21 protein-coding genes and 1 other RNA gene are annotated in these 26,746 nt (G+C 60.2%); 13 read left to right on the top strand and 9 right to left on the bottom strand.

Going from position 1 to position 26,746, the window contains the following annotated elements:
- Positions 1-213 precede the first annotated feature (213 nt).
- On the bottom strand, positions 214-1,461 hold the full coding sequence (locus HPDFL43_RS16000) for an amidase (RefSeq protein WP_245271056.1): 1,248 nt from the start codon (positions 1,459-1,461) through the stop codon (positions 214-216).
- Positions 1,462-1,504: 43 nt separating this feature from the next.
- The gene (locus HPDFL43_RS15995; protein ID WP_245271055.1) at positions 1,505-2,410 is read right to left on the bottom strand and encodes a DMT family transporter; all 906 of its coding nucleotides are present in this window, start codon (positions 2,408-2,410) and stop codon (positions 1,505-1,507) included.
- 141 nt (positions 2,411-2,551) lie between these two features.
- Between HPDFL43_RS15995 and HPDFL43_RS15990 the strand changes: the two genes are divergently transcribed.
- The 3 genes from HPDFL43_RS15990 (at position 2,552) to HPDFL43_RS15980 (ending at position 5,757) form a co-directional block, all read left to right on the top strand.
- Positions 2,552-3,772: an alanine racemase gene (locus tag HPDFL43_RS15990; RefSeq protein WP_040450364.1), complete on the top strand. Its 1,221-nt coding sequence runs from the start codon at positions 2,552-2,554 to the stop codon at positions 3,770-3,772.
- A gap of 132 nt (positions 3,773-3,904) precedes the next feature.
- On the top strand, positions 3,905-4,150 hold the full coding sequence (locus HPDFL43_RS15985; protein WP_007198423.1) for a hypothetical protein: 246 nt from the start codon (positions 3,905-3,907) through the stop codon (positions 4,148-4,150).
- A gap of 89 nt (positions 4,151-4,239) precedes the next feature.
- On the top strand, positions 4,240-5,757 hold the full coding sequence (locus HPDFL43_RS15980; RefSeq protein WP_007198422.1) for a cation:proton antiporter: 1,518 nt from the start codon (positions 4,240-4,242) through the stop codon (positions 5,755-5,757).
- On the opposite strand, the gene HPDFL43_RS15975 is transcribed toward HPDFL43_RS15980, so the two are convergent.
- Positions 5,744-6,931 (bottom strand): lytic murein transglycosylase, encoded by a 1,188-nt coding sequence (locus HPDFL43_RS15975; RefSeq protein ID WP_007198421.1) that lies wholly within the window; start codon positions 6,929-6,931, stop codon positions 5,744-5,746. The genes HPDFL43_RS15980 and HPDFL43_RS15975 overlap by 14 nt on opposite strands.
- 409 nt (positions 6,932-7,340) lie before the next feature.
- Here HPDFL43_RS15975 and HPDFL43_RS15970 point away from each other — a divergent pair, with 409 nt between their 5' ends.
- Positions 7,341-9,338, top strand: a complete 1,998-nt coding sequence (locus HPDFL43_RS15970; RefSeq protein ID WP_210165605.1) for an EAL domain-containing protein — start codon at positions 7,341-7,343, stop codon at positions 9,336-9,338.
- 67 nt (positions 9,339-9,405) lie between these two features.
- Here HPDFL43_RS15970 and HPDFL43_RS15965 read toward each other — a convergent pair whose 3' ends face one another.
- From HPDFL43_RS15965 to HPDFL43_RS21460, 3 genes are all read right to left on the bottom strand, one after another.
- Positions 9,406-9,933, bottom strand: a complete 528-nt coding sequence (locus HPDFL43_RS15965; RefSeq protein WP_007198419.1) for a GNAT family N-acetyltransferase — start codon at positions 9,931-9,933, stop codon at positions 9,406-9,408.
- Between the two features lie 87 nt (positions 9,934-10,020).
- On the bottom strand, positions 10,021-10,437 hold the full coding sequence (locus HPDFL43_RS15960; RefSeq protein WP_007198418.1) for a response regulator: 417 nt from the start codon (positions 10,435-10,437) through the stop codon (positions 10,021-10,023).
- Entirely contained in the window at positions 10,438-11,130 is a 693-nt protein-coding gene (locus HPDFL43_RS21460; RefSeq protein WP_169743259.1) for a helix-turn-helix transcriptional regulator, read from the bottom strand.
- Positions 11,131-11,687: 557 nt separating this feature from the next.
- Between HPDFL43_RS21460 and HPDFL43_RS21455 the strand changes: the two genes are divergently transcribed.
- Together HPDFL43_RS21455 and HPDFL43_RS15945 are read left to right on the top strand one after the other, a co-directional pair.
- Positions 11,688-14,060: a PAS domain-containing protein gene (locus HPDFL43_RS21455; protein ID WP_007198415.1), complete on the top strand. Its 2,373-nt coding sequence runs from the start codon at positions 11,688-11,690 to the stop codon at positions 14,058-14,060.
- Positions 14,061-14,063: 3 nt separating this feature from the next.
- Positions 14,064-14,438: a response regulator transcription factor gene (locus HPDFL43_RS15945; protein ID WP_007198414.1), complete on the top strand. Its 375-nt coding sequence runs from the start codon at positions 14,064-14,066 to the stop codon at positions 14,436-14,438.
- Between the two features lie 172 nt (positions 14,439-14,610).
- On the opposite strand, the gene HPDFL43_RS15940 is transcribed toward HPDFL43_RS15945, so the two are convergent.
- On the bottom strand, positions 14,611-15,438 hold the full coding sequence (locus HPDFL43_RS15940; protein WP_007198413.1) for a glycoside hydrolase family 25 protein: 828 nt from the start codon (positions 15,436-15,438) through the stop codon (positions 14,611-14,613).
- Positions 15,439-15,887: 449 nt separating this feature from the next.
- Here HPDFL43_RS15940 and HPDFL43_RS15935 point away from each other — a divergent pair, with 449 nt between their 5' ends.
- Entirely contained in the window at positions 15,888-17,363 is a 1,476-nt protein-coding gene (locus tag HPDFL43_RS15935; RefSeq protein WP_007198412.1) for an EAL domain-containing protein, read from the top strand.
- A gap of 86 nt (positions 17,364-17,449) precedes the next feature.
- Here HPDFL43_RS15935 and HPDFL43_RS15930 read toward each other — a convergent pair whose 3' ends face one another.
- Positions 17,450-21,076: a hydantoinase B/oxoprolinase family protein gene (locus HPDFL43_RS15930; protein ID WP_007198411.1), complete on the bottom strand. Its 3,627-nt coding sequence runs from the start codon at positions 21,074-21,076 to the stop codon at positions 17,450-17,452.
- A 184-nt stretch (positions 21,077-21,260) separates the two neighbouring features.
- Here HPDFL43_RS15930 and HPDFL43_RS15925 point away from each other — a divergent pair, with 184 nt between their 5' ends.
- Together HPDFL43_RS15925 and HPDFL43_RS15920 are read left to right on the top strand one after the other, a co-directional pair.
- Positions 21,261-21,794, top strand: coding sequence for a winged helix DNA-binding protein (locus HPDFL43_RS15925; RefSeq protein ID WP_007198410.1), 534 nt, complete (start codon positions 21,261-21,263; stop codon positions 21,792-21,794).
- 59 nt (positions 21,795-21,853) lie between these two features.
- Positions 21,854-22,840, top strand: coding sequence for an aldo/keto reductase (locus tag HPDFL43_RS15920; protein WP_040449284.1), 987 nt, complete (start codon positions 21,854-21,856; stop codon positions 22,838-22,840).
- Positions 22,841-22,884: 44 nt separating this feature from the next.
- Here the strand turns inward: HPDFL43_RS15920 and HPDFL43_RS15915 are convergent, their stop codons facing one another.
- Complete coding sequence (locus HPDFL43_RS15915) at positions 22,885-23,802, bottom strand: DMT family transporter (RefSeq protein ID WP_040449283.1); 918 nt, start codon at positions 23,800-23,802, stop codon at positions 22,885-22,887.
- A gap of 140 nt (positions 23,803-23,942) precedes the next feature.
- Between HPDFL43_RS15915 and HPDFL43_RS15910 the strand changes: the two genes are divergently transcribed.
- The 4 genes from HPDFL43_RS15910 to rnpB all read left to right on the top strand — a co-directional run bounded on the left by HPDFL43_RS15910 (position 23,943) and on the right by rnpB (position 26,710).
- Positions 23,943-24,653 (top strand): J domain-containing protein, encoded by a 711-nt coding sequence (locus HPDFL43_RS15910; RefSeq protein WP_007198407.1) that lies wholly within the window; start codon positions 23,943-23,945, stop codon positions 24,651-24,653.
- A complete protein-coding gene (locus HPDFL43_RS15905; protein WP_007198406.1) occupies positions 24,650-25,429 on the top strand; it encodes an N-acetylmuramoyl-L-alanine amidase in 780 nt (259 codons plus the stop codon). The genes HPDFL43_RS15910 and HPDFL43_RS15905 overlap by 4 nt, the downstream gene beginning before the upstream one ends.
- A gap of 257 nt (positions 25,430-25,686) precedes the next feature.
- Positions 25,687-26,199 carry a lytic transglycosylase domain-containing protein gene (locus tag HPDFL43_RS15900; protein ID WP_007198405.1) on the top strand — a complete coding sequence of 171 codons (513 nt, stop codon included), beginning with the start codon at positions 25,687-25,689 and terminating at the stop codon, positions 26,197-26,199.
- A 71-nt stretch (positions 26,200-26,270) separates the two neighbouring features.
- Positions 26,271-26,710: RNase P RNA component class A (gene rnpB, locus HPDFL43_RS21535), an RNA gene on the top strand.
- The last annotated feature ends 36 nt before the right edge of the window (positions 26,711-26,746 follow it).

Raw genomic sequence — 26,746 nt, 5'->3', positions numbered from 1 at the left:
TTGCTGCATTGCAGCTAAAGTGCGCAAAAAGTCCCCTGTGGCGCTGTATAAGTGCCTGCAATATATAGGTTATCAGCGCGTTCAAAAACTGTTAAGAAACTGTCAAATACAGCTATTCCGTGTTTGGACGCGCTGATGCACCTCTCGGATTTGCCCTTGTTCGGCCTGATTTCAAGCGAAGCAGGACAGCAACCGGGAACGCTTGCCTCAGGCTCAGAACAGTGTTTCCAGCCTTGCTGCGGTGGAGAGCAAGGCCTTGTCCTGGCCAAACCGCGCGACCGCCTGAATGCCCAGAGGCAGGCCGTTTGCGGCCGTGAAACCCGGAATGTTGAGCGCCGGAGTGCCCATCAACGTCCAGAGCTTGTTGAAGCGGGGATCACCCGTGGTTTCAAGTCCTGACGGAGCGGCGCCAGGGGCGGAGGGCGTCAGCAGAATATCGACTTCGCCAAACAGCAGCCGTGCAGCGGCGCGTCCTCGTTTGGCGTGCCGGCGCGCCTCGTCATAGGTTGCGGGCGCAATTGCCTGGCCGCGTTCGATGGCCTCGATCAGGCGTGGGCTCATCTGGTCGCGGAACCTTGCCAGATCCGGGCCGCAGACGAGTCCTGCCTCATGATCCTGAATGATCGAATGCGCTTGCCTGGCCTGTGCCATGGCCTCCGGTTCGGCGATCTCGCCCACATCGAAACCCGCTTCTGCGGCGTTGTCGGCGGCCCTATCGAGAGCGTCGCGCATTTCGGGGTCAGCGGTTTCGAGTTCGCTGCAGCGGTAAAGGCCGATCCGGATTTTTGCGGGGTCCACCGATGCCGCGCTCAGGTCACGGCCGGTCAGGAGTTCTGCAAGGAGTGCGACATCGCTCACGCTTGCGGCAAACAGGCCAACGGTGTCGAGCGAAGGTGCGAAATGTTTCATGCCGGTGGCCGGCAGCAGCCGGAAACTCGGCTTGTAGCCGGCAACACCGCAGAAGCTTGCCGGCCTGACGACGGAGCCGCCGGTCTGGGTGCCGATGGCGGCGGGGATCATGCCTGCGGCAATCGCCGCCGCAGAGCCCGACGACGAACCGCCAGGGGTGTGGGCGGGATTGTGCGGATTGACCGTTTCTGCGGGGTGAAAGAAGGCAAATTCGGTGGTCGCGGTCTTGCCGATGATGGTTGCGCCGCGGCGGCGCGCCATATCAATGATCGCCGCGTCAACGGCGGGCTGGTGTGCGGCGTAGGCCAGGGAGCCATAGGCGGTCGGCTGATCAAAGCTGTCGAAGATGTCCTTGACGCCGATGGCAATGCCTGCGAGCGGTCCGCTTGATGTGATCACGGGATCTTCCGCCACATGGGCGAAGGCCTTGACGGCCCCGTCCTCGCGGGCAATGGCGTCACGGCACAAGGCCACCATCAGGTCTGGCGTCGCCTTGCCCGCGTCACGCGCAGCGACAAGTGCCGCCAGGCTCATCATCTGGTTTTTTGCCAAAGTCCCGTTTCCCGTCCACTGGTGACTGGCGCTGTGCCGGCCGCTACCGCTTTATGGCCAGACGGTTGTCCAGTGACAAGAGGCCCAGTGCGATCAGGCCGAGGCCGAGCGCTTCGGTGAGCGATAGGGTTTCGCCCAGAAACAGAATGCCGAGCAGGATGGCGGCGGGCGGCACCAGCAGCGTGACAAGCGAGGCGGAAGTGGCTCCTGCTACGCTGAGGATCCGGAAGAACACGACATAGGCGAAGGCGGTGGAAACCAAGGCCAGCGCCAGTATGGCGGCGATCACATCGAGCGGTGGAACCGGCAGTGCCCATGGCTGGTCGACTATCAAGGCCAGTGGCAGCATGATCAGGGTAGAGGCGGTCAGTTGCCCGGTGGCGGTAACGCGCGGCGAGATGCCCTTGAAGCGCTTGCCGAAGGAGGCTGCAAAACCATAGGAGATTGCGGCGCCGACCACGGCAAGCTTCGCCCAGAGCGGGCTGTCGGCAATGCCGAGTGCGGCCGGACCCATGAGCATGACCATGCCGGCGAGCCCCAAAGCGCAACCGATCAGCTTGGCGGCGGTGATCTTTTCGTCCGTGGTGAACACCTGCGCGACCAGCACCGCCCAGAGCGGGGTTGTGGCGTTGAGGATCGAGGCGAGACCCGATCCGATCTCGGTCTGGCCGGCAAAGATCAGGGTGAAAGGAATGGCATTGTTGATCAGTCCCATGGTCAAAAGAGCGCGCCAATGGCCGACAAGGGTCTGGTAGAAGCCGGGCATGCGGGCGAACGCCAGATGCAGTGCAATCGCTGCAAGGCTGACGCGACACAGCACCAGGGTCATCGGTGGCACGTGCTGGACCGCGATGCGGCCAAAGAAGAACGAGCCACCCCAGATCAGACCCAGCAAGAGCAGCAGCCCCCAGGTGGCAAGGTCCATGGAACGATTGGTGGTCTGGGGCATCTGACTTCCTTTTTGTGAGGTGCACTCGCTTGCCACACCCGCAAGGCTGGTGCCACCCGAAATCAGCACGGCCATCAATGCGTTGTCGTTTGCCGGTTGCACAGGCGGTTGATACTGTCGCCAACCAATCAGGAGAGCAAAATGCAACGATTCGCCAATGGAACTGAGGCTGTACTGACGCTCCGGCCGGATCAGCCGCTCTACTGCTTCAGACCGGATGTGCTCAAGCAGGATGCGCGCCAGTTCATGAAGCTGTTCCCCGGCGAAACCGCCTATGCGGTGAAGACAAATGGCGAGCCCATGGTGCTCAAGACTCTGGTTGAGGCGGGGGTGAAGATCTTCGACGTGGCCTCGCCGGGCGAATTCGAGGCGGTGCGTGCTGCGTCACCTGATGCGGAGATGCTCTACATGCATCCGGTCAAGGCGCAGTCGGACATCCGCCTGGCGCTTGAGACCTATGGCATCCGGGTGATGTCGCTCGATCATGAGGACGAGATTGCCAAGGTGCTTCGTATCGTCCGTGCGCTTGACCTGGACCCGGCCTCGATCACCATATTCGTGCGGCTGCAGACCAAGGGCCACGCGATGTACGAGCTGTCGAAGAAATTCGGTGCTGCGCCCGGACATGCGGTGGAACTGGTGCAGCGGCTCGACCGGATCGGGTTCAAGGTGGGGCTGTGTTTTCACGTCGGCAGCCAGGTGGAGGAGCCGGACTCCTACGAGCAGGCGCTCAAATCGGCTGACTGGGTGCGCAACCGGGCAGGCGTCAATCTGGTGGGGCTTGATGTGGGCGGCGGGTTCCCTGCGGTCTATGGCCATGATCCGAACCGCAAGGCGAAACCGATGCCGCCGCTTGAGGAACTGATGGGGGACCTCAGGGCCAACATCAAGGAGTGGGCGTTTGACGACATGCCACTGGTGGCCGAGCCGGGCCGGGTGGTGGTGGCGCGGGCGTTTTCGCTGATCGTGCGGGTACTTCTTAGAAAAGGGCGCAGGCTCTACATCAATGACGGGATCTGGGCGTCGCTGTCAGACAGCTGGACCGGCAAGATCACCCTGCCGGCGCGGTTCATTCCCGATCCGGCGCGGAAGATCCGCAAGGGCAAGGCCGGCACCGTGGTGCCGTTCCGGGTGTGCGGCGCAACCTGCGATTCCGTCGACATCCTGTCACGGCCGTTCTGGCTTCCCGAAACGGTGGACACCGGCGACTGGATCGAGATCGGCCATATCGGCGCCTATTCGCTGTCGCTCAGGACCAGGTTCAACGGGTTTTATCCCAATGATTTTGTCGAGGTGACCACACCATTCGGCGGTGAGGGTGCGCCGGACGGCTTTGCCAGCCTTGAAACCATGGCGGATTGAGCCATGTCATCGGGGCGGGCGTGCTGATCCGTCACATGGCGGGATCTGCATATGCGCTGCAGAGTGGGTCTGGCCGCGTTGCCATGGTCTAGTGCGGTTCGAGGGAGATGCCTCTTCCAAGGAGCAAGTTCCATGCCCAAACTGATCCGTTTCGTCCTCATAAACTCCGCCTTCGGGGTGTTGATCGGCTGGGGCGTGGCGGCGGCGGTGGTGTATTTCAACATCAACGGCTTCGGCGACCTGATCTGGAACTCTTCAAACCGGATCGTGGCCCTGTTCATTCTGCTGATGTCGTTTGGCTCCACCTTCGGATTTGCGGTGATGGCCACGGCCGTGATGCTGATGCCGGTCGACAAGGACGAGTTCGACAAACTCTGATCCTTTTGGCTTTTACGCACCCTAACTCCATCTGATCCGTTTCCCTTTTGCTGCAAAGCACACTAGGTTCGGTCGGCAAGGAGTGATTGATGGAAGAAGAGATCGTCGTCGCTGTCAAAGCGGTTGAGACCGCAGTGGCTAAGGTGGTTGAGCAAGCTGCTGAGCAGGGGGCACACCATGGCGACGCGCTGATCTGGATTGCCGTTGCCATTGCGGTCGCAGCTCTTCTGGGCCTGGGCTTCATGCGTCTCAAGCAACCTCCGCTGGTGGGGTTCATCCTGGCCGGCTTGCTGCTCGGCCCCACCGGGATGGGGGTGATCTCGACATCTGAAAATGTCGCGCTTCTGGCCGAGATGGGCGTGGTGGTGCTGTTGTTCTTCATCGGCATGGAATTGTCGGTAAAGGCCTTCGTGCGCAGCATCAACCAGGCGGTGCTGGTGGCGGGCGGTCAGCTTGTGGCCTCGATGGCACTGGCGGCGCTGCTTGCCTATGCGCTCGATGCGAGCCTGCCGGAAACCATCATTCTGGGGTTCATCATCGCTCTGTCGAGCACGGTGGTGGCGATGAAGATGCTCGACGAGATGGGCGAATTGCGCTCGGAACCGGGCCGTGTGGCCATCGGCGTGCTGATCGCGCAGGACATTGCCGTGGTGCCGATGCTGATCCTGGTTTCGAGTCTCGGCGGCGACAGTATCGATTTTGGAGCAATCGCGTTCAAGGTCATCGTCGCCGTGGCGCTGCTTGGCGGGCTGTTGTGGTGGTTTGGGCGCAATCCGAAGCTCAAGCTGCCCTTTGCCGAAGCGATCGAGGACAATGTCGACCTGTTGGCGATCGGGTCGCTGGCGATGTGTTTTTCTGCGGCCGCACTCTCAGGTCTGGCCGGGCTTTCGCCGGTCTATGGCGCGTTTCTGGCGGGCATCATTGTCGGCAACTCAACGCTTCGCAGCCGCGTCATCCCGGTGATCGAACCGATCCAGAGCATTCTTCTGGTGGTGTTCTTCCTGTCGATCGGACTGCTGATTGACCTGGATTTCATCCTCGACAACATCTGGCTGGTGCTGGCGGCGGCGCTGCTGGTGGTGGCGCTGAAGACCGTGCTCAACATCCTGCTGCTCAGGATCACCGGATCGGACCCGAAGACGGCGCTGGTGGCTGGGCTTTCGATGGCGCAGATCGGGGAGTTTTCCTTCGTGCTGGCGGCAGCGGGTTTCGCCTCGGGTGCCTTTGGCTCCGATATCTACAGGCTGGCGATTGCCGTCACCGCGATCTCGCTGCTGGTCTCGCCGGTCTGGTTCAACCTGATGGAGCGGGTTGAGAACCTTGCGACCGAGGGTCTCGGGTCCTACAAGGAGGCGCTGGCGCAAGCCTATGAGGGCGAGCTGGACGGGGTGGAAAATGTTGTCTGGTCAGCTCGCGCGCGCTATCGCGCGCTGCGCTTTGCGCTCTACCAGCGCCGCGCCCGCCGTGCCGAAGCCAAGCCGTTGAGCGCCGCCGCAACGGCTGCGGACGAGGCTGCGCCTGAAACCTCGGGTGATGCGGAGGCCGGCACCGCGGATGCGGCCGGCGCTTCCGGGACGTCCCCGTCAAAGCCTTCTAAAGACGGTTGAGCAGGTCCGCCGTTGGCCAGCCATCGGCGGGCATGCCGAGGCGCAATTGTTCGCCGCGGGTTGCCGCGCGGGTGCCAGCCCCCAGAATGCCATCGATCTTGCCGACATCATGGCCGCGCGCGGCCAGTTTTGTCTGAAGCTGCTTCATCGCCGCGTCGTCAAGGCCGGGCGCCGGGTTGCCGGCGTCATAGCGCTCCGCCCCGCCGAGCCGTGTGGCGAAATAGGCGGCGGATGTGGTGTAGATGAAGCTCTGGTTCCATTCGAGGTAGATGTGGAAGTTCGGGAACGCCAGGAAGGCGGGACCGCCACGGCCCTGCGGCAGCAGCAGCTCTGCGGGCAGGTTTTCCGATGTCGGCTGGCCATTGCGGAAGGTGATGCCGAGCGCGGTCCAGTCATTGAGGTTCATGCCCTGACGCAGGCCGGATTTTTCATAAGGGAATGGTCCGGAAGGCACCGAGACCTCCGCAAGCCAGGGCTGTCCGGCCTTCCAGCCCAGCGACTTGATGAATTTGGCTGCGGTCAGAATTGCGTCGGGCGAGGACTTCTTCAGATCGACATGACCGTCGCCATCTCCGTCGACGCCAAATTCAATGATGTCGCGCGGCAGCATCTGCACCTGGCCGATCTCGCCTGCCCAGGCACCGGTGGTGCGGGCGGGATCGAGGTCGCCATGGCCGACCATCTCGATGGCGGCGATCAATTGCGGCCGGAACAGTTCCGGCCTGCGGCAGTCATGGGCGAGCGTCACCAGCGCATTCATGGTGTTGAAATCGCCCTGAAAGCCGCCAAAATCGGTTTCGAGTCCCCAGAAGGCGGTGAGCACCGGGGCGGGCACGCCATATTCGGCCTCCGCGCGGGCGAAGGTCTTGGCGAACTGCGTCATCTTCTGGGCGCCAACCTGCATGCGGTTGGCGCTGACCGAGCGCTTGGAGAACTCGAGGAATGTCTGCCGGAACACGCCCTGAGCGCGGTCGCGCGAGAGCACCTTGCGGTCGATCGCGGCATTGCGCAGCGCCTGCCGCGCCGCATCGGGGCTGACGCCCTTGGCAACGGCTTCCGCCTTCACCCCTTCGAGAAACGAACCGAGATCGCCGCCGCAGGCGACGCTTTGCGCCATCGCGGGCGTGGCAACAAGGCTTGCAAGCAGCAGGGCGAGGGGGAATTTCGATGTCATGATGGCGTGGCCTCCCTTTAGAGCGCCGTGCGTCCAATTGGACGCATAAAGGTCGCTCTAACACTTTGATTTGATGCATGTACGTTATCACTCAATTGAATCCAATTGAGTGCGACATGCATTAGGGGCGCATACCACCCCGGATTTGTGGCGATGATGCGATGATTCCCGCAATTGGCCAACTGCTTGCGTCTGCCACGAACCATAGCGTTCCATAGCGTAAGCTGAACTTATGAGCATTTACCTCAAATTAATAAGAATAGTAGAACTATCTGCAAGTGATCGCGCCTTGGAGAGTTCTATGTCCATCCTGAATGGGAACCTGAAAAGCAAAGTAATGGTTCCCATCTGGATCGTTGGTTTTTTTGCGGTTCTTGTCGGTGGATTGAGCCTTCAAAAGTTCAATAGCATGATCAACAAGGGTCATATCGAGAAGGTGCGCGTACTTGTCGAGTCCGGCGTGAGCATTGCCGAGGAAAACCATCGGCTGTTCAAGGCCGGGGCGTTGAGCGAGGCAGAAGCCCAGAACCGTGCCCGCGATGCAATCCGTGCGATGATTTTCGATGGCGGCGCACGGGTGTTTGTGTTTAACGAACAGGGCGTCCGGGTTGTGAGCAACACCAGGGCTGACGAGGGCACCAGTGCCTGGGCGTCGCCTCACACCCAGTCGATGGTCAAACACGCGCTTGAAGGTGGCGGCATAACCTACTATCGCGGCGCGCGGACGCTGAACGGTGTCACCACCTCCAAAAATCCCAAGGCGGCCTGGTCGCAAAGCTTCGCACCCTGGGGCTGGGTTGTCGCGTCAGCAGTGTATCTCGATGATGTCCGTGAGGCCTTTCTCTCAAGGCTGATTGAATTTGCAGGTCTGTTTCTGGCGGGTGCCGTCATCCTTGTCCTGGTGGTCCGGTGTATCGTTCGCAGCCTGACCCTGCCTCTGGAGCGCTTGACCAACACCATTGTCGAACTGGCCAATGGCACGAGAGATGTTCGTGTCAGCGACACTGGTCTTGGCAATGAAATCGGCGACATGGCCCGCGCGGTGGAGACGCTTGCCCGTTTCGAGACGGAGCGGCGCGAGCTGCAGGATCAGCTGGGGCAACTGGCCTACACCGACCAGCTTACCGGCCTGCCCAACAAGGAGGCGCTGCACCAGACGCTGTCGAAAGTTGTGCAGCGCGCCTCCGCCCGCAATCGTGAATGCGGATTGATCGTTTTCGATCTGGACCGCTTCAAGACGATCAATGACACGCTCGGTGACATCTCGGGTGACGAGATCCTGAAGTCAGTTGCCACCCGGCTGAAGCGGGCGGTTGGCCGACGGGGCGTGGTTGGCCGGAAATCCGGCGACGAGTTCTTTGTCGTGATACCCGATCTGGTTAAATCCGGCGGCTTGGCCAGTCTTGTGGCGCGCATCAGGGACAAGGTTGTCGGGCCGATTGATGTGGCCGGCACATCTGTCGAAATTGCAATCAGTGTCGGGCACGCCATCAGTCCCGTCGATACCGCAGATGAAAGGTGCCTTGTCCGCTTTGCCGACATGGCACTGCATCAGGCAAAGAACTCGGGTGGCAATTCCGTATGCGCCTATTCGCCGGATATGAGTGAGGCGGTTGAAACACGCTTCAGCACGGAAGCGATGATCAATGACGGGCTGCGCCAGGGCGAGTTCCTGCCCTATTATCAGGCCAAGGTGGATCTGGCGTCGGGGGATGTCATCGGCGCCGAAGCGCTTTGCCGTTGGAAGAGGCCGGAGACAGGGTTGGTCAGCCCGACCGACTTCATTCCGCTGGCTGAAGAGACCGGGCAGATCGTCCCGATCGGCAATCTGATGCTCAGGGAAGCCTGCGCCTTTGCCGTGGAATGTAACAGCGGGCGAACCACACCGTTTGTGGTGGCTGTCAATGTGTCACCGCGGCAGTTGATGTATGGCCAGTTCCTCAGGAACCTTCAGCAAAGCCTTGAGGAAACCGGATGCGAGCCCGGCTGGGTCTCGCTCGAGATCACGGAAAGCCTACTGATCACCGACGATGGGGCGGTGATGGAGACGCTCAATGCGATTGCCGGTCTGGGGATCGAGATTGCTATCGATGATTTCGGAACCGGCTATTCGGCGCTGGGCTATCTCACGCGCTTTCCGATCAGTTGCCTGAAGATCGACCAGTCCTTCGTGCGCAGGATTGTCGATGATCCGCAGCAAGAGATCCTGGTGCGGGCGATCCTGACCATGGCGCATGGGCTGGGCATGAAGGTTGTCGCCGAAGGCATCGAAAGCCAGCGGGTCGCCGATATGCTGCACGCAATGAAGTGCGAAATCGGCCAGGGCTACCTCTGGCACAAGCCGTCTCCCGCAAAAGACTTCCTGGCCGGACTGGCCAAGCACCCCCTGATGAAAATCGCCTCCTGATCCGGTTGCCTGAACGGGCAGATCGATGGTCCGGCTTTTATCAAAGATCTCTTGCAAGCCTGGCGCTTCACGGCCCCCACAGTGCCGGATCGCGCCAAGGGGCGGGGACGGTCAGGGTTGCGGAGGTTGGGAGTGGCGCGGCATCGAGGCTGACCGATTGCCAGGCATCGCGGTATTCATCAGGCAAAGGGTAGGGTGGCGCAATGCTGGTTTCCGGTTTGAATCCGCTCCGGCCGTAGTAGCCCGGATCACCGAGCACGAAGACCTGGGTGACGCCGCCTGATTTCATGCGTTCCAGGCCCTCGCGGATCAGTGCCGTGCCGACGCCTTGGCGCTGGCTTGCAGGCGCCACGGCAAGGGGGGGCAGCATGGAGAGTTCTGCATCCGCGTCGGCATCGCTCGCGCAAGGGGTGAAGATCACATGGCCGATGAGGCTTTCGCGCTGAAATGCGCCAAGCGAGAGCAGGCCGGGCACGCCCTCTAGCACTTGGCCAACCACTGGCAGCAGATCCTCATCCGGGAAGGCCGACGGGTAGAGTGCCTGGATGGCCGGTATGTCCTGCGGGCGTGTTTCGCGGATGTGGATGCCGAGCATGGGGTTTGGCCGCTCCCGTGGTGTTGCGAGCACAGAATAGTCCCTGCGGCGAGGCTTTGGAAATCAGCGTTGAACCGGGCCTGACGGTCAGGAATAGTCCTCATCGCAGTCGTTCGGCAAGGCGGATTTTGAAAGCTCGTTCAAGAAAAACTGGATCGCCTTCGGGTCGAGTTCGTCCTTTGACATGCGGAAATCGCCGCCGAGGCTGTCGAACTGTTCGACCGTTTCGTTCTCGACATCGCTCGAGAGAATGCCGATCGGGTTGGTGTAGCCGGCCTTACGCAACCGGGGCAGGCTGGCCCGTATGTCGATCTCGGGGCCGAGATGATTGTCGAGCAGCACAAGATCTATGCTCTTCTTGCTGAGCAGGTCGATGGCATCTTCGACATTCACGCAATGAAAAATCTCGAACGCGTGACCTGCCACCTTGGAAAAATTCCGCCGAACAATGTCGTAGTCGGTCTCGTCGTCCTCGATTACGAGTATTGAGTGCGTGTTGATCATCTATCCAATCAGGCCTTTGCGGATTGCGGTGGCGATCAGTTGTGGCCGGTTCAAAACCCCCAATCGGCGAATCATGCTGGCCACATTTGCATTTACGGTGTGCTCAGAGATCTTCAGCTCTACGGCGATCTGTTGCGAGGTCAATCCCTCGGATGTGAGTGAAAGAATCGCGGCGTCACGCGCATCGAATTCATCCGAATTGTCTGCATTGAGCAAATGCATGTTCAGCCTGTCGAAGCAGGCAAGCGCATCAAGCATCAGCGCGCCGGTGTTGCGGTTCTCCGGTGTGTCTTTGCGCGCGAAAAAGGCAATTGCGTAACGCGTCAATGTCAGACTTGGAAGATTGAATGCCACACAGACATTGATCCCGTAGTGGCGCAACAGGCCTTTTGCCAAATCTATCGCATCGTTTGAAGTTAGCCGCAGCTCATAGGGAACTGCCCAATGCATCAGATGCTCCAACACGGGTTCGGCGCTGCAGCCTCCCTCCAGGTCCAGCATCTCAAGCTCGATTTCCGACAGCGAGTGAAGATCGAATATCGAGCGAAAGTTGGCGGACTTCAGACTCTGCGGCAGCCGCAACAAGGCGAAATCATCGAAACTGTATTCCTGCGCCAGGTCTTTGAGCAAGCGGTAGCCATCAATCCGATTTGCAATCTTGCCAACGCTTTTTCTCGGCTTTCTGGAGCTCAAGTCTGTATCCGAACTGATTTCGATCACCGGCGATTTCGCGTTTGTCTGGGGCAGCGGTCCGTCGGCTGGTTTAATGGGACGTGGCTTCATGGCATCAGGTGTTCAATTTAAAGATAGAGCGTGGGCGCAATCAAAAATCAAGCGCTGTGAGAATGTTTCCAAATCCAGCTGTGATTTTTGAAGCTTAAACATGTCGGGACAACCTCAAATGAGATGCTGATTCTATGCCGGAGTGTGTCTCCAGTTAAAGTGGGCGGCACATTACAGCGCTTTGGTGCGATCATTGCGGTGGTCTGCTGCTTTACCCATCATGGAAAGGCAGGTGAGCAGATCGGAGAGGCAACAATGCATTTTGGCGGGGGCGGTTGCCATTGATTTGGCGGGTCCGATCTGACCACGAATCAGCAATACCACAAAATACTAAAAATAGCACATCCTTCGTATTATAATTTCTATTTTGCCTGCTTAATTAATAGTGTGCGGATTTCAAACGGTCGATTGCTGTGCTAAACGCAGTTCAAATATGTGGAGGTCTAAGGGGGCGAGCGGAAGTGCCATTGGTCGGCTTGGAATCTGCGAGGCTGAAGAAACTGGATGAGCTCGGACTGACCGGTCCGGCCGTTGACACTCAGTTGCAACCTATTGTCGCTTTGCTGGCACGGTCGATCGACGTTCCAATTGCGCTTGTCACGATCATCGGCGAAAACTCCCAATGGTTTCGTGCAAAAATCGGTCTCGAGCTGGACGGAACGCCCCGTGACGAGGCGTTTTGCAATCATTGTATCCGTCAGGACAACGTGTTCGTGGTCTCCGACGCAACGCGTGATCCGCGGTTTTCCCATTTTCCCACTGTCGCAGGTGACACCGCAGTTCGCTTTTATGCCGGTGCTCCAATTTTTGTTGATGGAGCGGCTGTAGGATCTGTCTGTGTTCTTGATCGCAAAGTGCGCGATATCAATGTTGCCGAGCGCAAACAGCTTCAGGATGCTGCAGCCGTCATTGCCGACATAATGGAGGCTGCCCTGCCGAGACCGGTGGCGAATGCACCGTCTCCGAATACGGGCCATTATCTCGAAGCGGAATTTCAAGAGTTGATCCGTTCAGATTCCGATGCGTTCAGGTTCTTTCAGGAGAGTTCGCTGGATGGTGTTTGGTATTGGGATCTTGAAAATCCCGAAAGCGAATGGCTCAGCCCTCGCTTCAAGGAGGTTTTTGGCTACGAAGATCATGAAATGGAGAATTCACCGCGCTGGTGGCAGCAAGCGATTCATCCAGATGACCTTGTTACAGCCATGCGCAATTTTGAAGAGCATCGTGACGATCCCAGAAAGCCATACATCCAAGATGTTCGTTACCGCCACCGAGACGGATCAACCGTTTGGATCCGCTGCCGTGGGCTGATCATCCGGGACAGCACCGGCAAGCCGCGCAGAATGTTTGGTGCGCACACAGACATAACCGCTCTTAAGAACCTGGAGCGCTCGGCAACAGAACGCGCCAGTTTGGTGAGCGCCATCCTCGATGCCGCCGATGAGGGCATCATGCTGTTCGAGGGTGTTTGGAACGGTGAGGGGCAGGTGGAGGATCTTGTCTTTCGTGAAGCCAATCCGGCCAGTCTTGGGATTACTGGACGAAGCAGGGACGAGTTGATTGGTGAGCGTCTCAGCAAGGCATTTCCCGGCAATTTCGAGACCGGTATCTTCCTGCATTACAAGCGTGCGCTGGAAACCATGGAGTCGGTGCAGTTCGAGATTCACTATCAGTATGAAGGACTCGACCATTGGTTCATGGTCAGAGCAGCGCCCTCAAGCAAGAGATTGCTGGTTGTCACCTTTGTTGATATTTCGGCGCTCAAACGCGCCAATGTCGAGCTAGAACGGCGCGGCGCCGAGATGCGCTTCATTCTCGACACGATACCGGTTCGCGTCTGGTTGAAGGATCTGGAAGGTAAAATCTTGCGGCTCAACAAAGCTGCTGCAGATTCCGTTTCCTTGCCCGTGGACGAGGTCGAGGGTGTTTCGACGTCGGAGCTGATGCCTGACAGTTTCGAACGGTACCTGATTGAGGACCGAAGGGTTGTCGAGACCGGTGAGCCGATCAGGGGCCTGCTGGAGCGTTTTGATGCAATAGAGAGCCACAAAGGCTGGGTTCGTACCGACAAATATCCTTTGCCCGAGGAGCTCGGTCATGGACAGGGCGTGATTGTGGTATCGGTGGATGTCACAAGCGAGCAGACTGCTCTGAACAATCTCGAAATCGCGAATTCGTCCCTCAAGCAGTTTGCGTCACTGGCGTCGCATGACTTGCAGGCACCGCTTCGACAAATCACGTTCCTAGCAGATTTTCTTGTTGAAGATCATGCTGATGAAATGTCTGAGGAGGCGGTCGAAACACTTTTGCGGATCCAAAAGGTCGTAGGTACCATGCGAACGCTGGTGCGTGATCTGTTGTCTTTCAGCTCCGATCCAATCTCCCAGGACAGATTGGAACCAGTTCCCGTCAGGGAGCTGCTTAAAGCCGTTGCCCAGGAGCTTGAACCCGATTTGTCGGAGCTGCAGGCCGAACTCTCCGTCAAGTTGCCTGCCGTCAAGGTTCTGGCAACGAACACCATTTTGCGGCAGGTGATGCTGAACCTCATTGGAAATTCGCTCAAGTTCCGAAGTGAGGCTGCCCCGATTGTAGCCGTCAAGGGGCGCAAACTTGGGAGCATGTTGGAAATCGTCGTTGAAGATAACGGGATAGGCCTCAAACCGGAACTCCATGATACCGCGTTCAGGTTGTTCGGACGCGCGCATCACAAGGCGGTATCGGGGAACGGGATCGGTCTCGCTTTCTGCCGCAAGGCGGTGACCGCATTTGGCGGTACAATTTACATCGATCCTGATTATAGCAAAGGATGCCGAATTATCATGTCACTGGCTTTGGTGTAACCGATGAAGACTATCCTGGTGATCGATGACGATGAACTTGACCGCTTTACTCTCAACCGGACGATCAAATCGATCTGTGATGATGTCGTAATCCATGAACTGGACAGTGGCGAGACTGCGGTCGAGATGATCAGCAGTCTGAATCCGGATCATACGTTTCTGGACCTTTGGATGCCCGGTGTCGATGGCTTTGGGGTATTGCGGGCCGTTGCGTCGGAAGGGTTGGAGCCCAAACCCAAAATTCATGTCGTTTCAACATCAGACCACATCGATGACAAGAAGCGTGCCTTGGAACTTGGCTGCACCGACTACCATGTCAAACCCGACAGCAAAGCCGGATATCTGGCGTTGGTCAGGTCAATCCTGAATGCGGACTAGAGCCATTTGTCCACCGCGCTGCGGTGGTGCTTCAACGTAACCACTCTGCTGTCCCGCTCCGGCCTTGTTTGCGGCAGATGGCCAGCTGTTGGATTGGATCCCTGGCCGGCTCGCGGCTCGCCGGATTGACCACTTTACACGTCCGGTCCGGTGGTGACGCAGACCATGTCCGTCAGCGCGCGTATTTCCGCAGCCAGTCCTGCCATTGTTTTTTGCTTCCGGCAAAGGCGTTGATGTCGGTGTGGCCCTTGATGCCGTCCATCATGCCGGTGCCGGTGTATTGCCAGAAGGTCCAGGGGTGGTCGGGATAGATGTCCTGGGGGTGGGCGGCGACCGAGCGGAGCCAGAACTGGTAGCCCTTGAAATGGCCGTCGAGATTCTCGCGGTGAAAATCGACCGGAGTGTAGATGATCGGGCGCTTGCCGTAATGGCGGGCGACCATGTCCATCCAGATTTTCATCTCGGCGCGGACCGTTGCCGGGTCGGGGCGCGTGGTGCAGGTCTTGGAGGCGTGGTTCCACTCGACATCGAGAACGGGGGGCATCTGGACTGAGGCCCGCGGCACATTTGCGATGAACCATTCGGCCTGCTCGCGCGCCGGGCGGCAGAAATAATAGAAGTGATAGGGCGCGTGGGGGATGCCGACTGCGCGCGCCTGCCGCCAATATTCATTGAAGCGGCTGTCATTGTGGTCGCCGCCTTCGGTGGACTTGATGAAGGCAAAGGCAACGCCGGCGCGTTTGACCGCATTCCAGTCGATGTCGCCTTGCCATTTCGAGACATCAATGCCGTGGACGGGGTAGAGGTCGGGATGGCGCTTGCCGAAATCGACCGGCTTGTGATCGCCAAAGCGCAGGGGGCCAGGGGGATCGAGCTTTTTCACGTCTGGGCGGGCGGGGGTGCTTGCCGGTTTGCGGGTTTCGTTTCCAATGGGTTGCAGACCATCGGTCAGGCTCGATGAGTTGCAGCCACTTAGCGCGAGAGCCGCGCCAAGCAGCATTGCTGCAGTGGCAGCACCTTGCGGGCGGCCTAAACGCATGGGCGCAAAAAGGCGTTTCAGACTGGCGGCAAACTGGTGGAGGCGGGGCATGATTGTGCCTTTGGGCGAATCAACGGGTTTCATCACGGTGCTACACGGTTCGCTCCCGTGCGTGAATCCCGCTGCATTGTCGCAGACAGGATGCGGGGCACCGGGAGGATGGATGCGACCCGAATTTAGCGGCAAAAGCTTAAATTTTGAAAAACACTATAAAACATATGTTTACCACAAATTCTGTCGGTCACTATTTGTTAAATGCTGATGCGGCAAGGTGAAGTTGCAGAACAGGAGTATTTAGCATGATGCTGAATCCTTACCTGCCAAACAGATTTCGGCGATATGCGTTCGCTGGTTTGGCAATTGGACTTTTGACAGCTCTGGCGTTGTACGCCGGGGAGAGTCTTGCTGGTGTGTCGTCGATCCAGGCGGTTATGCGCGCCGCGGATTTTCCGTTTTCCATAGCTCTTCTGAGTGTGCCCACCGGGTTTGCCCTGATTTTGGCCTTGGCGTTCGGGCTGATGCAATCGCACCTTTCCAGGCAACTCTCCAGCGAGCGCGCGGCCGCACAAACACTTCGTCAGGCCGCCAATCACGACAGTCTCACCGGCCTGCGCAACCGCCGGGCGCTGGGCGAGGATGTTGCAATCCTTTTGGCGGACACCAAAGATCCGGGCACGCGGCTGGCGCTGTTGCTGTTTGATCTCGACCGTTTCAAATTCATCAATGACACGCTGGGGCATGGCGTCGGCGACACCGTTCTCAAGGCACTGGGCTTGCGCATTGGTGTTGCCTGCAATTCAGCGCAGCGGGCCTACCGGCTTGGCGGTGACGAGTTTCTGGTGCTTTGGGAGAACGCCCCTTGCGACGCCGCCATCAGCGAGTTTTGCCGCGGGCTGGAAGCCACCGTGTTCAGGCCGGTCGATTGCGCCGACAGTGCGTTGGAGACCGCCGGGAGCATTGGCATTTCCTGTGCCGATCAGGGCGACTTTGTGCTTTCCGACATGCTCAAGCGTGCCGACCTGGCACTTTATAGGGCGAAGGAAACGCCTGGTGTGAGCCACGCTTTCTTTAGCGCAGACATGGACAGCGACTATCGGCTTCGCCGCGAGCTCGAGGCAGACATGCGGTCGGGTCTGACGTCGGGGGCATTTGGCATCGAGTACTTGCCGGTGTATGAAGCCCAATCCATGCAGCCGACCGGATTCAGCGCAAAGCTCAAATGGACCCATCCGGTTCACGGAGATGTCGCGCCAACAAAGTTCATGCCGGTTGCAGAGGAAAGCGGGCTTGTTGTGATGATCGGCAAATGGATGCTTGCCGAGGCATTGCTTGCGGCGCAATCCTGGGGCCGCAGCGGCGAAATCATCGTGCCGGTGTCAAAGGCGCAACTCTCCGATCCCGGGTTTTCCTGCTTGGTTGAAACTCTGCTCAAGGACACCGGCGTGGAAGCACAACGTCTGGTGCTTGATGTCCGGGCCCGCGCAGTGCCCGAGGATGATCTGGTGGCCATGGCAACGATTGCGCGCCTGCGAAGCGCCGGCGTCAGGATCGCCGTGAGCGATTTTTCCGCCGGCATTGCAGGTCTGGCGATGTCGAGGCCGCATCCTGTCGACCGGGTGCGGCTCGATCTGGCGCATATAAAGGCAATTGCCGGTCAGGAGCGGTTCGCGGTGATGCTTGGTCTGTTCGTTCAACTGGCGAGAACGGTGAACACGCAGGTGACGCTGACCGGCGTCGACGGACCCACCGATGTCGAAAGCGCGATCGCGGCCGGGGTGTTGGAAGTCGAAGGCCGTTTTGCCGGCCCTTCGTTGAGCGCGCGTAAGGCTTCGGCGGTCTTCCAGTCGCGGAAAACCAAAACCCCTGTGGTCCGCCTTGCAAGCTGATGGCCACCGCTGCGGCACCGCCGCCGTGGCGTTTTGCAACGGCCACGCCTTTGCTTGATTGGCCGGCCCAGACTCGGGCGTGTTTGCTAGCGCTTGCCCGCACCCCCTGGCGTTGGCGTCGTCAGGACAACTGCGTCACCGGCCTCCAGCACTGTCTGGTCGCAGGCTTTGAGCGTTTCAATGGTCCCGTCGCGGCGTCTCACCTCGGTCTTGCCGACTTCGCCTGAAGCGCCGCCATCGATGCCCAGAGGCGGGCGGTTGCGGTGCGAGGAGAGGATCGAGAGATCCATGCGCTCGAGAAAGCGGATGGTCCGGCGTGTGCCGTTGCCCGCTGTAAACTGCCCCTTGCCGCCAGACCCTTCGCGGATGTGGAAATCCTCGAGCTGAACCGGAAAGCGCATTTCCAGGATTTCCGGGTCGGTGAGGCGTGAGTTGGTCATGTGGGTGTGGACCCCGGAGGTGCCGTTGAAGCCCCGGCCGGAATTCTCGTAACCCGCCGGCGAGCCCGAACAGATTGTCTCGTAGTATTGATACTTCTCGTTGCCGAAGGTCAGGTTGTTCATCGTGCCCTGGCTGTTGGCAAGCGCGCCCAATGCGCCGAAGATGGCGTTGGTGACATGCTGCGAGGTCTCGACATTGCCTGCGACCACGGCGCGCGGATAGGCCGGCTTGAGCATCGAACCTTCCGGGATGATGATCCTGATCGGACGCAGGCATCCGGCATTCATCGGGATCGGCTTTTCCACCATCACCCGGAAGCAATAGAGCACGGCGGCGCGGGCCACCGGTTCGGGCGCGTTGAAGTTGTTTTCCATGGCATCGGAAGTGCCGGTGAAATCAACGGTCGCCTCACGCTTGTCGCGGTCGACCGAGATCTTCACCTTGATCACCTGGCCGGTGTCGGTGGGGTATTCGTACTCGCAGTCCGACAGGGTGGAGAGCACCCGCGCGACGCTTTCGGCCGCATTGTCCTGGACGTGGCCCATATAGGCCTCGACCACATCGAGCCCGAAGTCATTCACCATCTTTCTCAGATCCGCCATGCCCTTTTCATTGGCGGCAATCTGAGCCTTCAGATCGGCGACATTCTGGGTGACGTTGCGCACCGGGTAGGGGTGGCTGGTGAGAAGCTCAACCAGCTCGTCCTCGCGGAAGCGGCCGCGCTCGACCAGGCGGAAATTGTCGATCAGCACGCCTTCCTCGTCGACGGTGGTGGCAAGCGGCGTCATCGAGCCGGGCGCGGTGCCGCCGACATCGGCGTGGTGGCCGCGCGAGGCTGCCCAGAACAGGATTTCGCTGCCGTCATCGGAGAATACAGGCGTGACGACGGTGATGTCGGGCAAATGGGTGCCGCCATTGTAAGGGGCATTGAGCGCAAAGACGTCGCCGGGATGGATGTCGCCCTTGTTGAGCCGGATGATGGTTTCCACCGAGCGGTCCATCGAACCCAGATGCACCGGCATGTGCGGGGCGTTGGCGACCAGGGCGCCGGTGCGGTCGAAGACGGCGCAGGAGAAATCCAGCCGCTCCTTGATGTTGACCGAGTACGCCGTGTTCTGCAGCGTCAGGCCCATCTGCTCGGCGATCGACATGAACAGGTTGTTGAACACTTCGAGCAGGATCGGGTCGGCCTGGTCGGCGCCGATTGCGAGCGCGCGTTCGAGCTTTTCAAAGCGGGTCAGCACCACATGATCGCGGGCGTTGATTGCGGCTTCCCAGCCTGGCTCGATGACGATGGTCTGGTTGGGTTCGATGATCAGCGCCGGACCCTTGAGGCGGTGGCCGGGCTTCAGGCGGTCGCGGCGGACGACGCGGGCATCGTGCCACTGGCCTCCGGAATAGACCGGACGGGTGTCGCCGTCCTCGATCCGGGCGTCGACCATATCATGCTCGGGTTCGATGCGGTTGTCCTGGCGGTCGTCGATGGCTTCCACCGAGATCGCCTCGATGATGACGGTCTTGTTGTCATAGACAAAACCGAACTGCGCCTTGTGGGCGGTTTCGAATTCGGCGCGGGCAGCTTCAAAATTAAAGTCGGAAAAGGCCACGGGAATAGTGGTGTCGGTGCCGTCATATCTCAGTTGCAGCATCGGCCGCCAGCTGATGGCGCTGTCGGGCACGCCCTGGCTGTCGAGCTCCTCGAAGACGCCCTTGCACAGATGATCGATGAGCAGCTTGATGTCGGTGCGGCTTGCTTCTTCCAGCGGCTTGATCAGGGCCTGCTGGCGGCTGGCGAAGACGCTCGCCAGACCGATGCCATAGGCCGAAAGCAGACCGGAGAAGGGGTGGATCAGGATCGATTCCATACCCAGCGCGTCGGCCACAAGGCAGGCATGCTGACCACCGGCGCCGCCGAAGCAATTGAGCAAATAGCGGGTGACGTCATAGCCGCGCTGGACCGAGATCTTCTTGATTGCATTGGCCATGTTCTCGACCGCGATGGTGATGAAGCCTTCTGCGATGTCTTCCGCTGACTTGCCCGTTTCCGCCTTGGCGAGCTCACCGAAGGCCAGCGCAACGGCGTCGCGGTCAAGCGGCTTGTCCTGGTGGGGGCCAAAGATGGCGGGGAAGAAGTCAGGCTGCAGCTTGCCGAGCATGACGTTGGCGTCGGTCACGGTCAGCGGTCCGCCACGGCGGTAGCAGGTGGGGCCTGGATTGGCGCCGGCGCTGTCGGGGCCTGCGCGGAAGCGGCCTCCATCGGCATGCAGGATCGAGCCGCCGCCGGCGGCAACGGTGTGGATGCGCATCATCGGGGCACGGATGCGCACGCCGGCGACTTCGGTGTCGAAAGCGCGTTCATAGTCGCCATCATAATGGGCGACGTCGGTGGAGGTGCCGCCCATGTCAAAGCCGATGACCTTGTCAAATCCCGCGAGCGCCGCAGTCTCGACCATGCCGACGACGCCGCCTGCAGGGCCTGAGAGGATGGCGTCCTTGCCGCGAAACATGTCGGCTGCGGTCAGGCCGCCCGAGGACATCATGAATTGCAGTGTCGGTCCGGGCTCGCCCGAGGGGGTGGCGCCGAGTTCACCGGCGACGCGGTCGACATAGCGCCTGAGGATCGGCGAGAGGTAGGCGTCGACCACGGTGGTGTCGCCGCGTCCGACCAGCTTGGCCAGCGGCGAGACCTGGTGGCTGACCGAGATCTGGGCAAAGCCCGTGCGTTCGCAGACACCTTCGACAATGGCTTCGTGGATCGGGTTCTGCCAGGCGTGCATCAGCACCACCGCGACCGAATCGATGCCGTCGGCGCGAGCCTTGGCGAGTTCGGGCTCGAGGGCTTCAAGGTCCGGGCCATGCACGGCCTTGCCGTCGGCCATGACGCGTTCACTGACTTCAATGACGCGTTCATAAAGCTGTTCGGGGAGGATGATCTCCTTGGCGAAGATGTCCGGCCGTGCCTGGTAGGCGATGCGCAGCGCGTCGCGAAAGCCCTTGGTGATGACCAGCAGCGTCCGGTCGCCCTTGCGTTCAAGAAGCGCGTTGGTGGCGACCGTCGTGCCCATCTTGACGTGACCGACATGGGCCGGGGGGATCGGGGTGTCCTTGCCGATGCCGAGCAGATCGCGGATGCCCTGAATGGCGGCATCGGGATAGGCTTCGGGGTTTTCCGACAGAAGCTTGCGCTGGTGCAGCGAGCCGTCCGGTGCCCGTCCGACCACATCGGTGAAGGTGCCGCCACGGTCGATCCAGAAATCCCAGGTCTCGGTCATGGTCTGCTCCTTCAAGCTTTGCTGCGGCCGTTGCTGCGGATCCTGCGGTTCGATCTTGCCTGATCTGGTCTGATCTGGCTTGGCGCAATGGATCCTGTCGCAATGGACAAAGGGTTTGGTCTGCGTATAATGCGCATTGTCAGCATAACGTCAATAAATTATCGACAAAATGTGAGTGAAAACTGTGACCCCACCGAAAACGCCATCCGAAAATGAGGTTGGTCCGATTGTATCCGCCGCGCATCTGGCCGATGGCGGGATGCCGTCGCTGTCGGAAATGGAGTTTGCGCTGGTGATCGCAAGCAATGCCTTTCAGCGCTGGATCACCCGCTGCACGGCGGCTGCGGGTGGGGAAGGCCTGTCGAGCATGGAAGTGCAGATCCTGCATGCGGTCAATCACCGGGAGCGTGACAAGACACAGGCGGATCTGTGCATGATGTTCAACATCGAGGACACCCATGTGGTGGCCTATGCGCTCAAGAAGCTGCAGACGCTGGGGCTGGTCGCCCCCGGCCGCCGCGGCAAGGAAAAGACAGCGCGGATCACCCGCGAGGGGGCGGACCTGTGCCTGCGCTACCGCGATCTGCGGGAAAAACTGTTGGTCGATCAGATCAAGTCACTGGGACTCGACGAGGCGCGGATCAGCGAGATCGCGGCCCTGATGCGGGTGATGTCGGGCCAGTACGACCAGGCTTCGCGCGCGGCGACGAGCTATTGACCCGGTGCGGGTCGGCTCTCTATCGTCGCGCCACAATTCACATATGACAGGAGAGACACATGGACCATGTTCGGCTGGGGAAAACGGGTCTGAAAGTCTCGCGGCTTTGCCTTGGATGCATGAGTTTCGGCACGCCGGGCGGTCCGACGCACCCCTGGGTGCTGCCCGAGGATGAGGCGCAGCCCTTCTTCCGCAAGGCGATCGAAAGCGGGATCAATTTCTTCGACACCGCCAATCATTACAATTACGGCGATTCCGAAAAGATCACAGGCAAGGCGTTGAAGGCCTATGCGCGGCGTGACGAGATCGTGGTGGCGACCAAGGTCGGGCTCGCCATGGGTGACGGGCGGCCCAATGACCGCGGGCTGTCCCGCAAGCACGTGTTTGACCAGATCGACCAGTCGCTGGCCCGGCTCGGCATGGATTATGTCGACATTCTCTATGTCCACCGGCTGGATCCGGACACCGGGTTCGACGAGATGCTCGACGCGCTGGAAGCGGTGATCCAGAGCGGCAAGGTGCGCTATATCGCGGCGTCCTCGATGTGGGCCTGGCAATTCGCCAAGCTTCGCGAAATGCAGAAGGCGCGGGGCTACCAGCAATTCATCGCCATGCAGAATTTCTACAATCTGGCGTACCGTGAGGAAGAGCGCGAGATGATGCCCTATTGTGCATCCGAGGGTGTCGGTGTGGTGCCATGGTCGCCGATTGCGCGCGGCTTTCTTGCCGGCAACCGGCCCAAGGACGGTCAGACCACCAAACGCGGCGCAACCGACGGGCGAAGCCACGACTATTTCGGTTCGGCACAGGATTATGCGCTTCTGGACCGGGTTGAAAAGGTGGCAGCAAAGCTTGGCGTCAAGCCGGCGCAGGTGGCCTATGCCTGGGTTCTTTCCAAGCCCTACATCACCTCGCCAATCGTCGGGGTTACCAGGCTGGGTCAGCTTGAAGAAGCCATTGGTGCGCTGGACATCAAGCTCGATGCCGCGTCGGTCCGGTCGCTGGAAGCGCCCTACAAGCCGCGCGCGGTGACAGGGCATAGCTGACGAAACGCCGGTGACAGGTTCAGCCGATGGCAAGCCGGGGTGGCTCAGCCCACCTTGGCCTTGCGGCCGAACCAGACGACGAGTGCGACCGCAACGGCAAAGCCGAGTGTGACCCAGGTGATCTGCTCGCCCAGCAAAAGGGCCGAGAGAGCCAGCGTGACGAAGCTTTGCAGCAGTTGCACCTGACCGACGCGCGCAATGCCGCCGATGGCCATGCCCCAGTTCCAGAAGATGAAGCCGGCGAACATCGAGCCGAGCGAGAGATAGATGAAGCCCATCAGAGCTGCCGTATCTGGGTTGGTGACGCCGCTGTCCCAACTGTAAAGCGCGCCCGCGAGCGACAGCGGGGCGGTGATCACCAGGGCCCAGCTGATCACTTCCCATCCCGGTTGCGTGCGCGCCAGCTTGCCGCAAATGACATAACCGCAGGAGGCGGAAAGTGCGGCGCATCCAAGCCAGACATCGCCCAGACCGGGCTCGATGTCGGCGCCGGAAAGCGAGAAAATCACCACCAGCGCCGCGCCCGTGATGCTCCAGGCCCAGAAGGCGAGACCCGGCTTCTCGCCGCCGAACAGGGCCGCGAATGTGGCGGTCATCAGCGGCAGCACGCCGAGCACTACTCCGCCATGGGAAGCGGGCACGGTCTGCATGGCGACACTTGAAAAGCCGGGAAAGCCGTAGACCAGCAACACACCGGCGGCGAGAAACGACAGCGCATGCTGGCGCGGAAAGTGTTTGCCGAGCGCGAAAAGCGCAATGCCTGCGACCAGGGCCGCGAGAGCGGCGCGGCCAAAGGTTATGAAAGCGGGTGAAAAGCCTTCAAGCGCAATCCGGGTTGCGGGCAGGGTGGCGCCGAAGATCACGACCCCGACAAAGCCCAGCGCCAGGCCTGCGAGCGGATGCGCGGGCGGCCTCTGCAAGGCTGGGGAAGGGGCTCGCGCCGCGGGTGAAGGCTCTGTCATGGGCGAGCCTTAGCTGGCATCTGCAGCGCACGTCCAGCGTTTTCGCTTGATCAATCATATCCTCAAGATTGATGGATCGTTCAGTGATAGAGCGGTGCGTGATACTCGATTTTTGAGACTAATTATTATAAGGACAAGCCATGTCTCTTTTCAGCCGCTTGTTCGACGTCATTGGTGAAACCGCTGCAACCGCCTTTTCCGGCGTTGTCGAAGCCGTGCGCACGGTGTTTGCCGGCGACCCTGAAACACGGCGCCGGGTGGCGTTCTCCGTGGCGGTGATTGCGCTGTCGGCGAAGATGGCAAAGGCCGACGGGATTGTGGCTCCCGAAGAGGTGCGTGCCTTCCAGGAGATCTTCACGATCCCGGAGGCCGAAGCCAACAATGTGGCGCGGCTTTACAATCTCGCCAAGCAGGATGTGGCGGGTTACGAGGCCTACGCGCAACGCGTGGCGGGCATGTGCGGTTCGGGGGAATCCAACTGCGCCATGCTTGAGGACGTTCTCGACGGGCTGTTTCACATCGCCAAGGCGGATGGGCTGGTTCATGAAAAAGAACTCGAGTTCATCGCCAATGTGGCCGATATCTTCCGTGTCGACGAAGCCCATTTCGAACGCATTCTGGCGCGTCATGTGCATCCGGACGGGATCGATCCCTATGCGGTGCTTGGCGTTCCCGAATCAACGCCTTTTGACGAGGTGAAGAAGCGCTACCGGACGCTGGCGTCCGAAAGCCACCCCGACCGGCTCAGGGCGCGCGGGGTGCCGGAAGAGTTCCTCACCATTGCCAATGACCGGATGGCCGCACTCAATGACGCGTTTGCCACGATCGAAAAGGCGCGCGCTGCCGCATGAGTGCATTCCAACCTGATTTTGCCAAGCCGGATTTCGCTGGCGCGCAGGTCCGCCCTTCGCCCAATTGCGGTGAGCGCAGAAACGGCCGAAAGCCGGATATGCTGATCCTGCACTACACCGGCATGGCGACGGCCCAGGCGGCGCTTGACTGGCTCTGTGCCGAGGAAAGCCAGGTGTCGAGCCATTATTTTGTCGATGAGGCCGGCCTGATTACCCAGATGGTGCCGGAAGCGGCGCGCGCCTGGCATGCGGGCGAAAGCAAATGGAAGGGTGAGACCGACAACAATTCGGCCTCGATCGGTATCGAGATCGCCCATGTCGGTCACCGTGAGGACGCCACGCCGGATTTTCCGGATGTGCAGATCGAGGCTGTGATTGCGCTATGCAAGGACATTGTCGAGCGTAACGGGATCGCCGCTGAGCGGGTGCTGGCGCATTCCGACATCGCACCCATGCGCAAGCAGGATCCGGGCGAGATGTTTCCCTGGAACAGGCTCTATCGCGAAGGCATCGGCCATTGGGTTGAACCGCTGCCGGTCGGCGGCGGGCGGTTTTTCCAGGAAGGCGACTCCGGCCAGCCGGTGGAAGCACTGCAGACCATGCTGGCGCTGTACGGTTATGGTCTCGAGGTTGACGGGGTCTACAGTGCCCAGACCGCGGCTGTGGTGCGTGCCTTTCAGCGCCATTTCCGGCCCGCGCGGGTGGATGGTATCGCCGATGCCTCGACCATCGGCACGCTGCACAAGCTGCTCAGCGAGCTGCCCGGCGTCGCCTGAAGAGCGTTTCTGTATCGTTTCGAAACACTTGAGCGCAAATATTACAGCCTGAAACGCAAGTTTATGGCGATGCAGCATTTTGGGCTTGTCCGGCCATAAAATAACCGTCAGAAGCCGCGATCTATAAGTTTCAAGCGCATGGATCACGCCCGGCATCAGGCCTCAGGCGGATCTGTGGCAGATGCAAAACGCGCCAGGGGCAAGGCCCGCTCCCTTCCATGAACGGATGGGCAAGGCGCTTTCGGAGTAACTCAAAAATGCGTTCAATTTTACCGGCTGCCGCGGCGGCCTTGCTCACACTTGTGCTTGCGGGCTGCGAAACCACCGGAACTTCGGGTGAAACAACCGGCTCTATCTCGAAGGGCAAGACGTCGCAAACCACGCTTGAACTGGGCTATGCAGGCAGGCCGCACGGCAAGCTGATTTCGTCCTACGCCAAGGCCAACGGCATTCCTGAATCGCTTGCCCATGCGGTGATTACGGTTGAGAGCAATTACCGCGCCAGTGCACGCGGGGCCGCGGGTGAAGTCGGGCTGATGCAGATCAAGCCGTCCACCGCGCGGATGATGGGCTATCGCGGTTCGACCAAGGGCCTCTATCATCCCGAGACCAACATCAAATATGGGATGAAGTATCTCGCCATGGCGCACAAGCTGGGCGGCGGCACGACCTGCGGCACCATCCTCAAATACAATGCCGGCCATGCAGCCAAGCGGATGAACCCGATCTCCAAGCGCTATTGCGGCAAGGTCGCGCGGTTGATGAAGTAAGGCCGGGGGCGGCCATTGCGACGCGGGGAATGCTCTGGCCATCTCTTCGCCGGTGGTCTAAGGAGAGCACGCCAGTCGGCCGGGCAGCCGCACTTTGCAACGTCGAAAGACAGCAGGGTGAGGAAAGTCCGGGCTCCACGGATAAGCGGTGCCGGATAACGTCCGGCGGGGGCGACCCCAGGGAAAGTGCCACAGAAAGCAAACCGCCCCGCCACCTGATCGCCGGATCCGATTCCAGGATCGAGCGGCAATGAGGCGGCGGGGTAAGGGTGAAAGGGTGGGGTAAGAGCCCACCGCGCGACCGGCAACGGAAGCGGCACGGTAAACCCCACCGGGAGCAAAACCGAATAGGGATGACGCAGGGCGAAAGCCCGGCCCTTTTTCCGGGGTTGATCATCCGGGTAGGTTGCTTGAGGTGCGCAGCAATGCGTGTCCCAGAGGAATGGCTGCCACGTTTTGGCCCGCAAGGGTCAAGGCCATACAGAACCCGGCTTACAGGCCGGCTGGCAATTTCACACCGTTTCGCGACCAGGCTTGCCGTGGGCGC

It is taken from the genome of Hoeflea phototrophica DFL-43 (genome assembly GCF_000154705.2).
GTDB lineage: Bacteria > Pseudomonadota > Alphaproteobacteria > Rhizobiales > Rhizobiaceae > Hoeflea > Hoeflea phototrophica.
Note: the sequence above shows the minus strand (reverse complement) of the source record. Positions and strands in the feature narration are given on the sequence as shown.

Coding starts and splice junctions, on each gene's coding strand:
- HPDFL43_RS15995 (WP_245271055.1), bottom strand. CDS start 2,410: ATGCCCCAGACCACCAATCGTTCCATGGACCTTGCCACCTGGGGGCTG.
- HPDFL43_RS15990 (WP_040450364.1), top strand. CDS start 2,552: ATGCAACGATTCGCCAATGGAACTGAGGCTGTACTGACGCTCCGGCCG.
- HPDFL43_RS15985 (WP_007198423.1), top strand. CDS start 3,905: ATGCCCAAACTGATCCGTTTCGTCCTCATAAACTCCGCCTTCGGGGTG.
- HPDFL43_RS15980 (WP_007198422.1), top strand. CDS start 4,240: ATGGAAGAAGAGATCGTCGTCGCTGTCAAAGCGGTTGAGACCGCAGTG.
- HPDFL43_RS15975 (WP_007198421.1), bottom strand. CDS start 6,931: ATGACATCGAAATTCCCCCTCGCCCTGCTGCTTGCAAGCCTTGTTGCC.
- HPDFL43_RS15970 (WP_210165605.1), top strand. CDS start 7,341: ATGATCAACAAGGGTCATATCGAGAAGGTGCGCGTACTTGTCGAGTCC.
- HPDFL43_RS15965 (WP_007198419.1), bottom strand. CDS start 9,933: ATGCTCGGCATCCACATCCGCGAAACACGCCCGCAGGACATACCGGCC.
- HPDFL43_RS15960 (WP_007198418.1), bottom strand. CDS start 10,437: ATGATCAACACGCACTCAATACTCGTAATCGAGGACGACGAGACCGAC.
- HPDFL43_RS15945 (WP_007198414.1), top strand. CDS start 14,064: ATGAAGACTATCCTGGTGATCGATGACGATGAACTTGACCGCTTTACT.
- HPDFL43_RS15940 (WP_007198413.1), bottom strand. CDS start 15,438: ATGCTGCTTGGCGCGGCTCTCGCGCTAAGTGGCTGCAACTCATCGAGC.
- HPDFL43_RS15930 (WP_007198411.1), bottom strand. CDS start 21,076: ATGACCGAGACCTGGGATTTCTGGATCGACCGTGGCGGCACCTTCACC.
- HPDFL43_RS15920 (WP_040449284.1), top strand. CDS start 21,854: ATGGACCATGTTCGGCTGGGGAAAACGGGTCTGAAAGTCTCGCGGCTT.
- HPDFL43_RS15915 (WP_040449283.1), bottom strand. CDS start 23,802: ATGACAGAGCCTTCACCCGCGGCGCGAGCCCCTTCCCCAGCCTTGCAG.
- HPDFL43_RS15910 (WP_007198407.1), top strand. CDS start 23,943: ATGTCTCTTTTCAGCCGCTTGTTCGACGTCATTGGTGAAACCGCTGCA.
- HPDFL43_RS15905 (WP_007198406.1), top strand. CDS start 24,650: ATGAGTGCATTCCAACCTGATTTTGCCAAGCCGGATTTCGCTGGCGCG.
- HPDFL43_RS15900 (WP_007198405.1), top strand. CDS start 25,687: ATGCGTTCAATTTTACCGGCTGCCGCGGCGGCCTTGCTCACACTTGTG.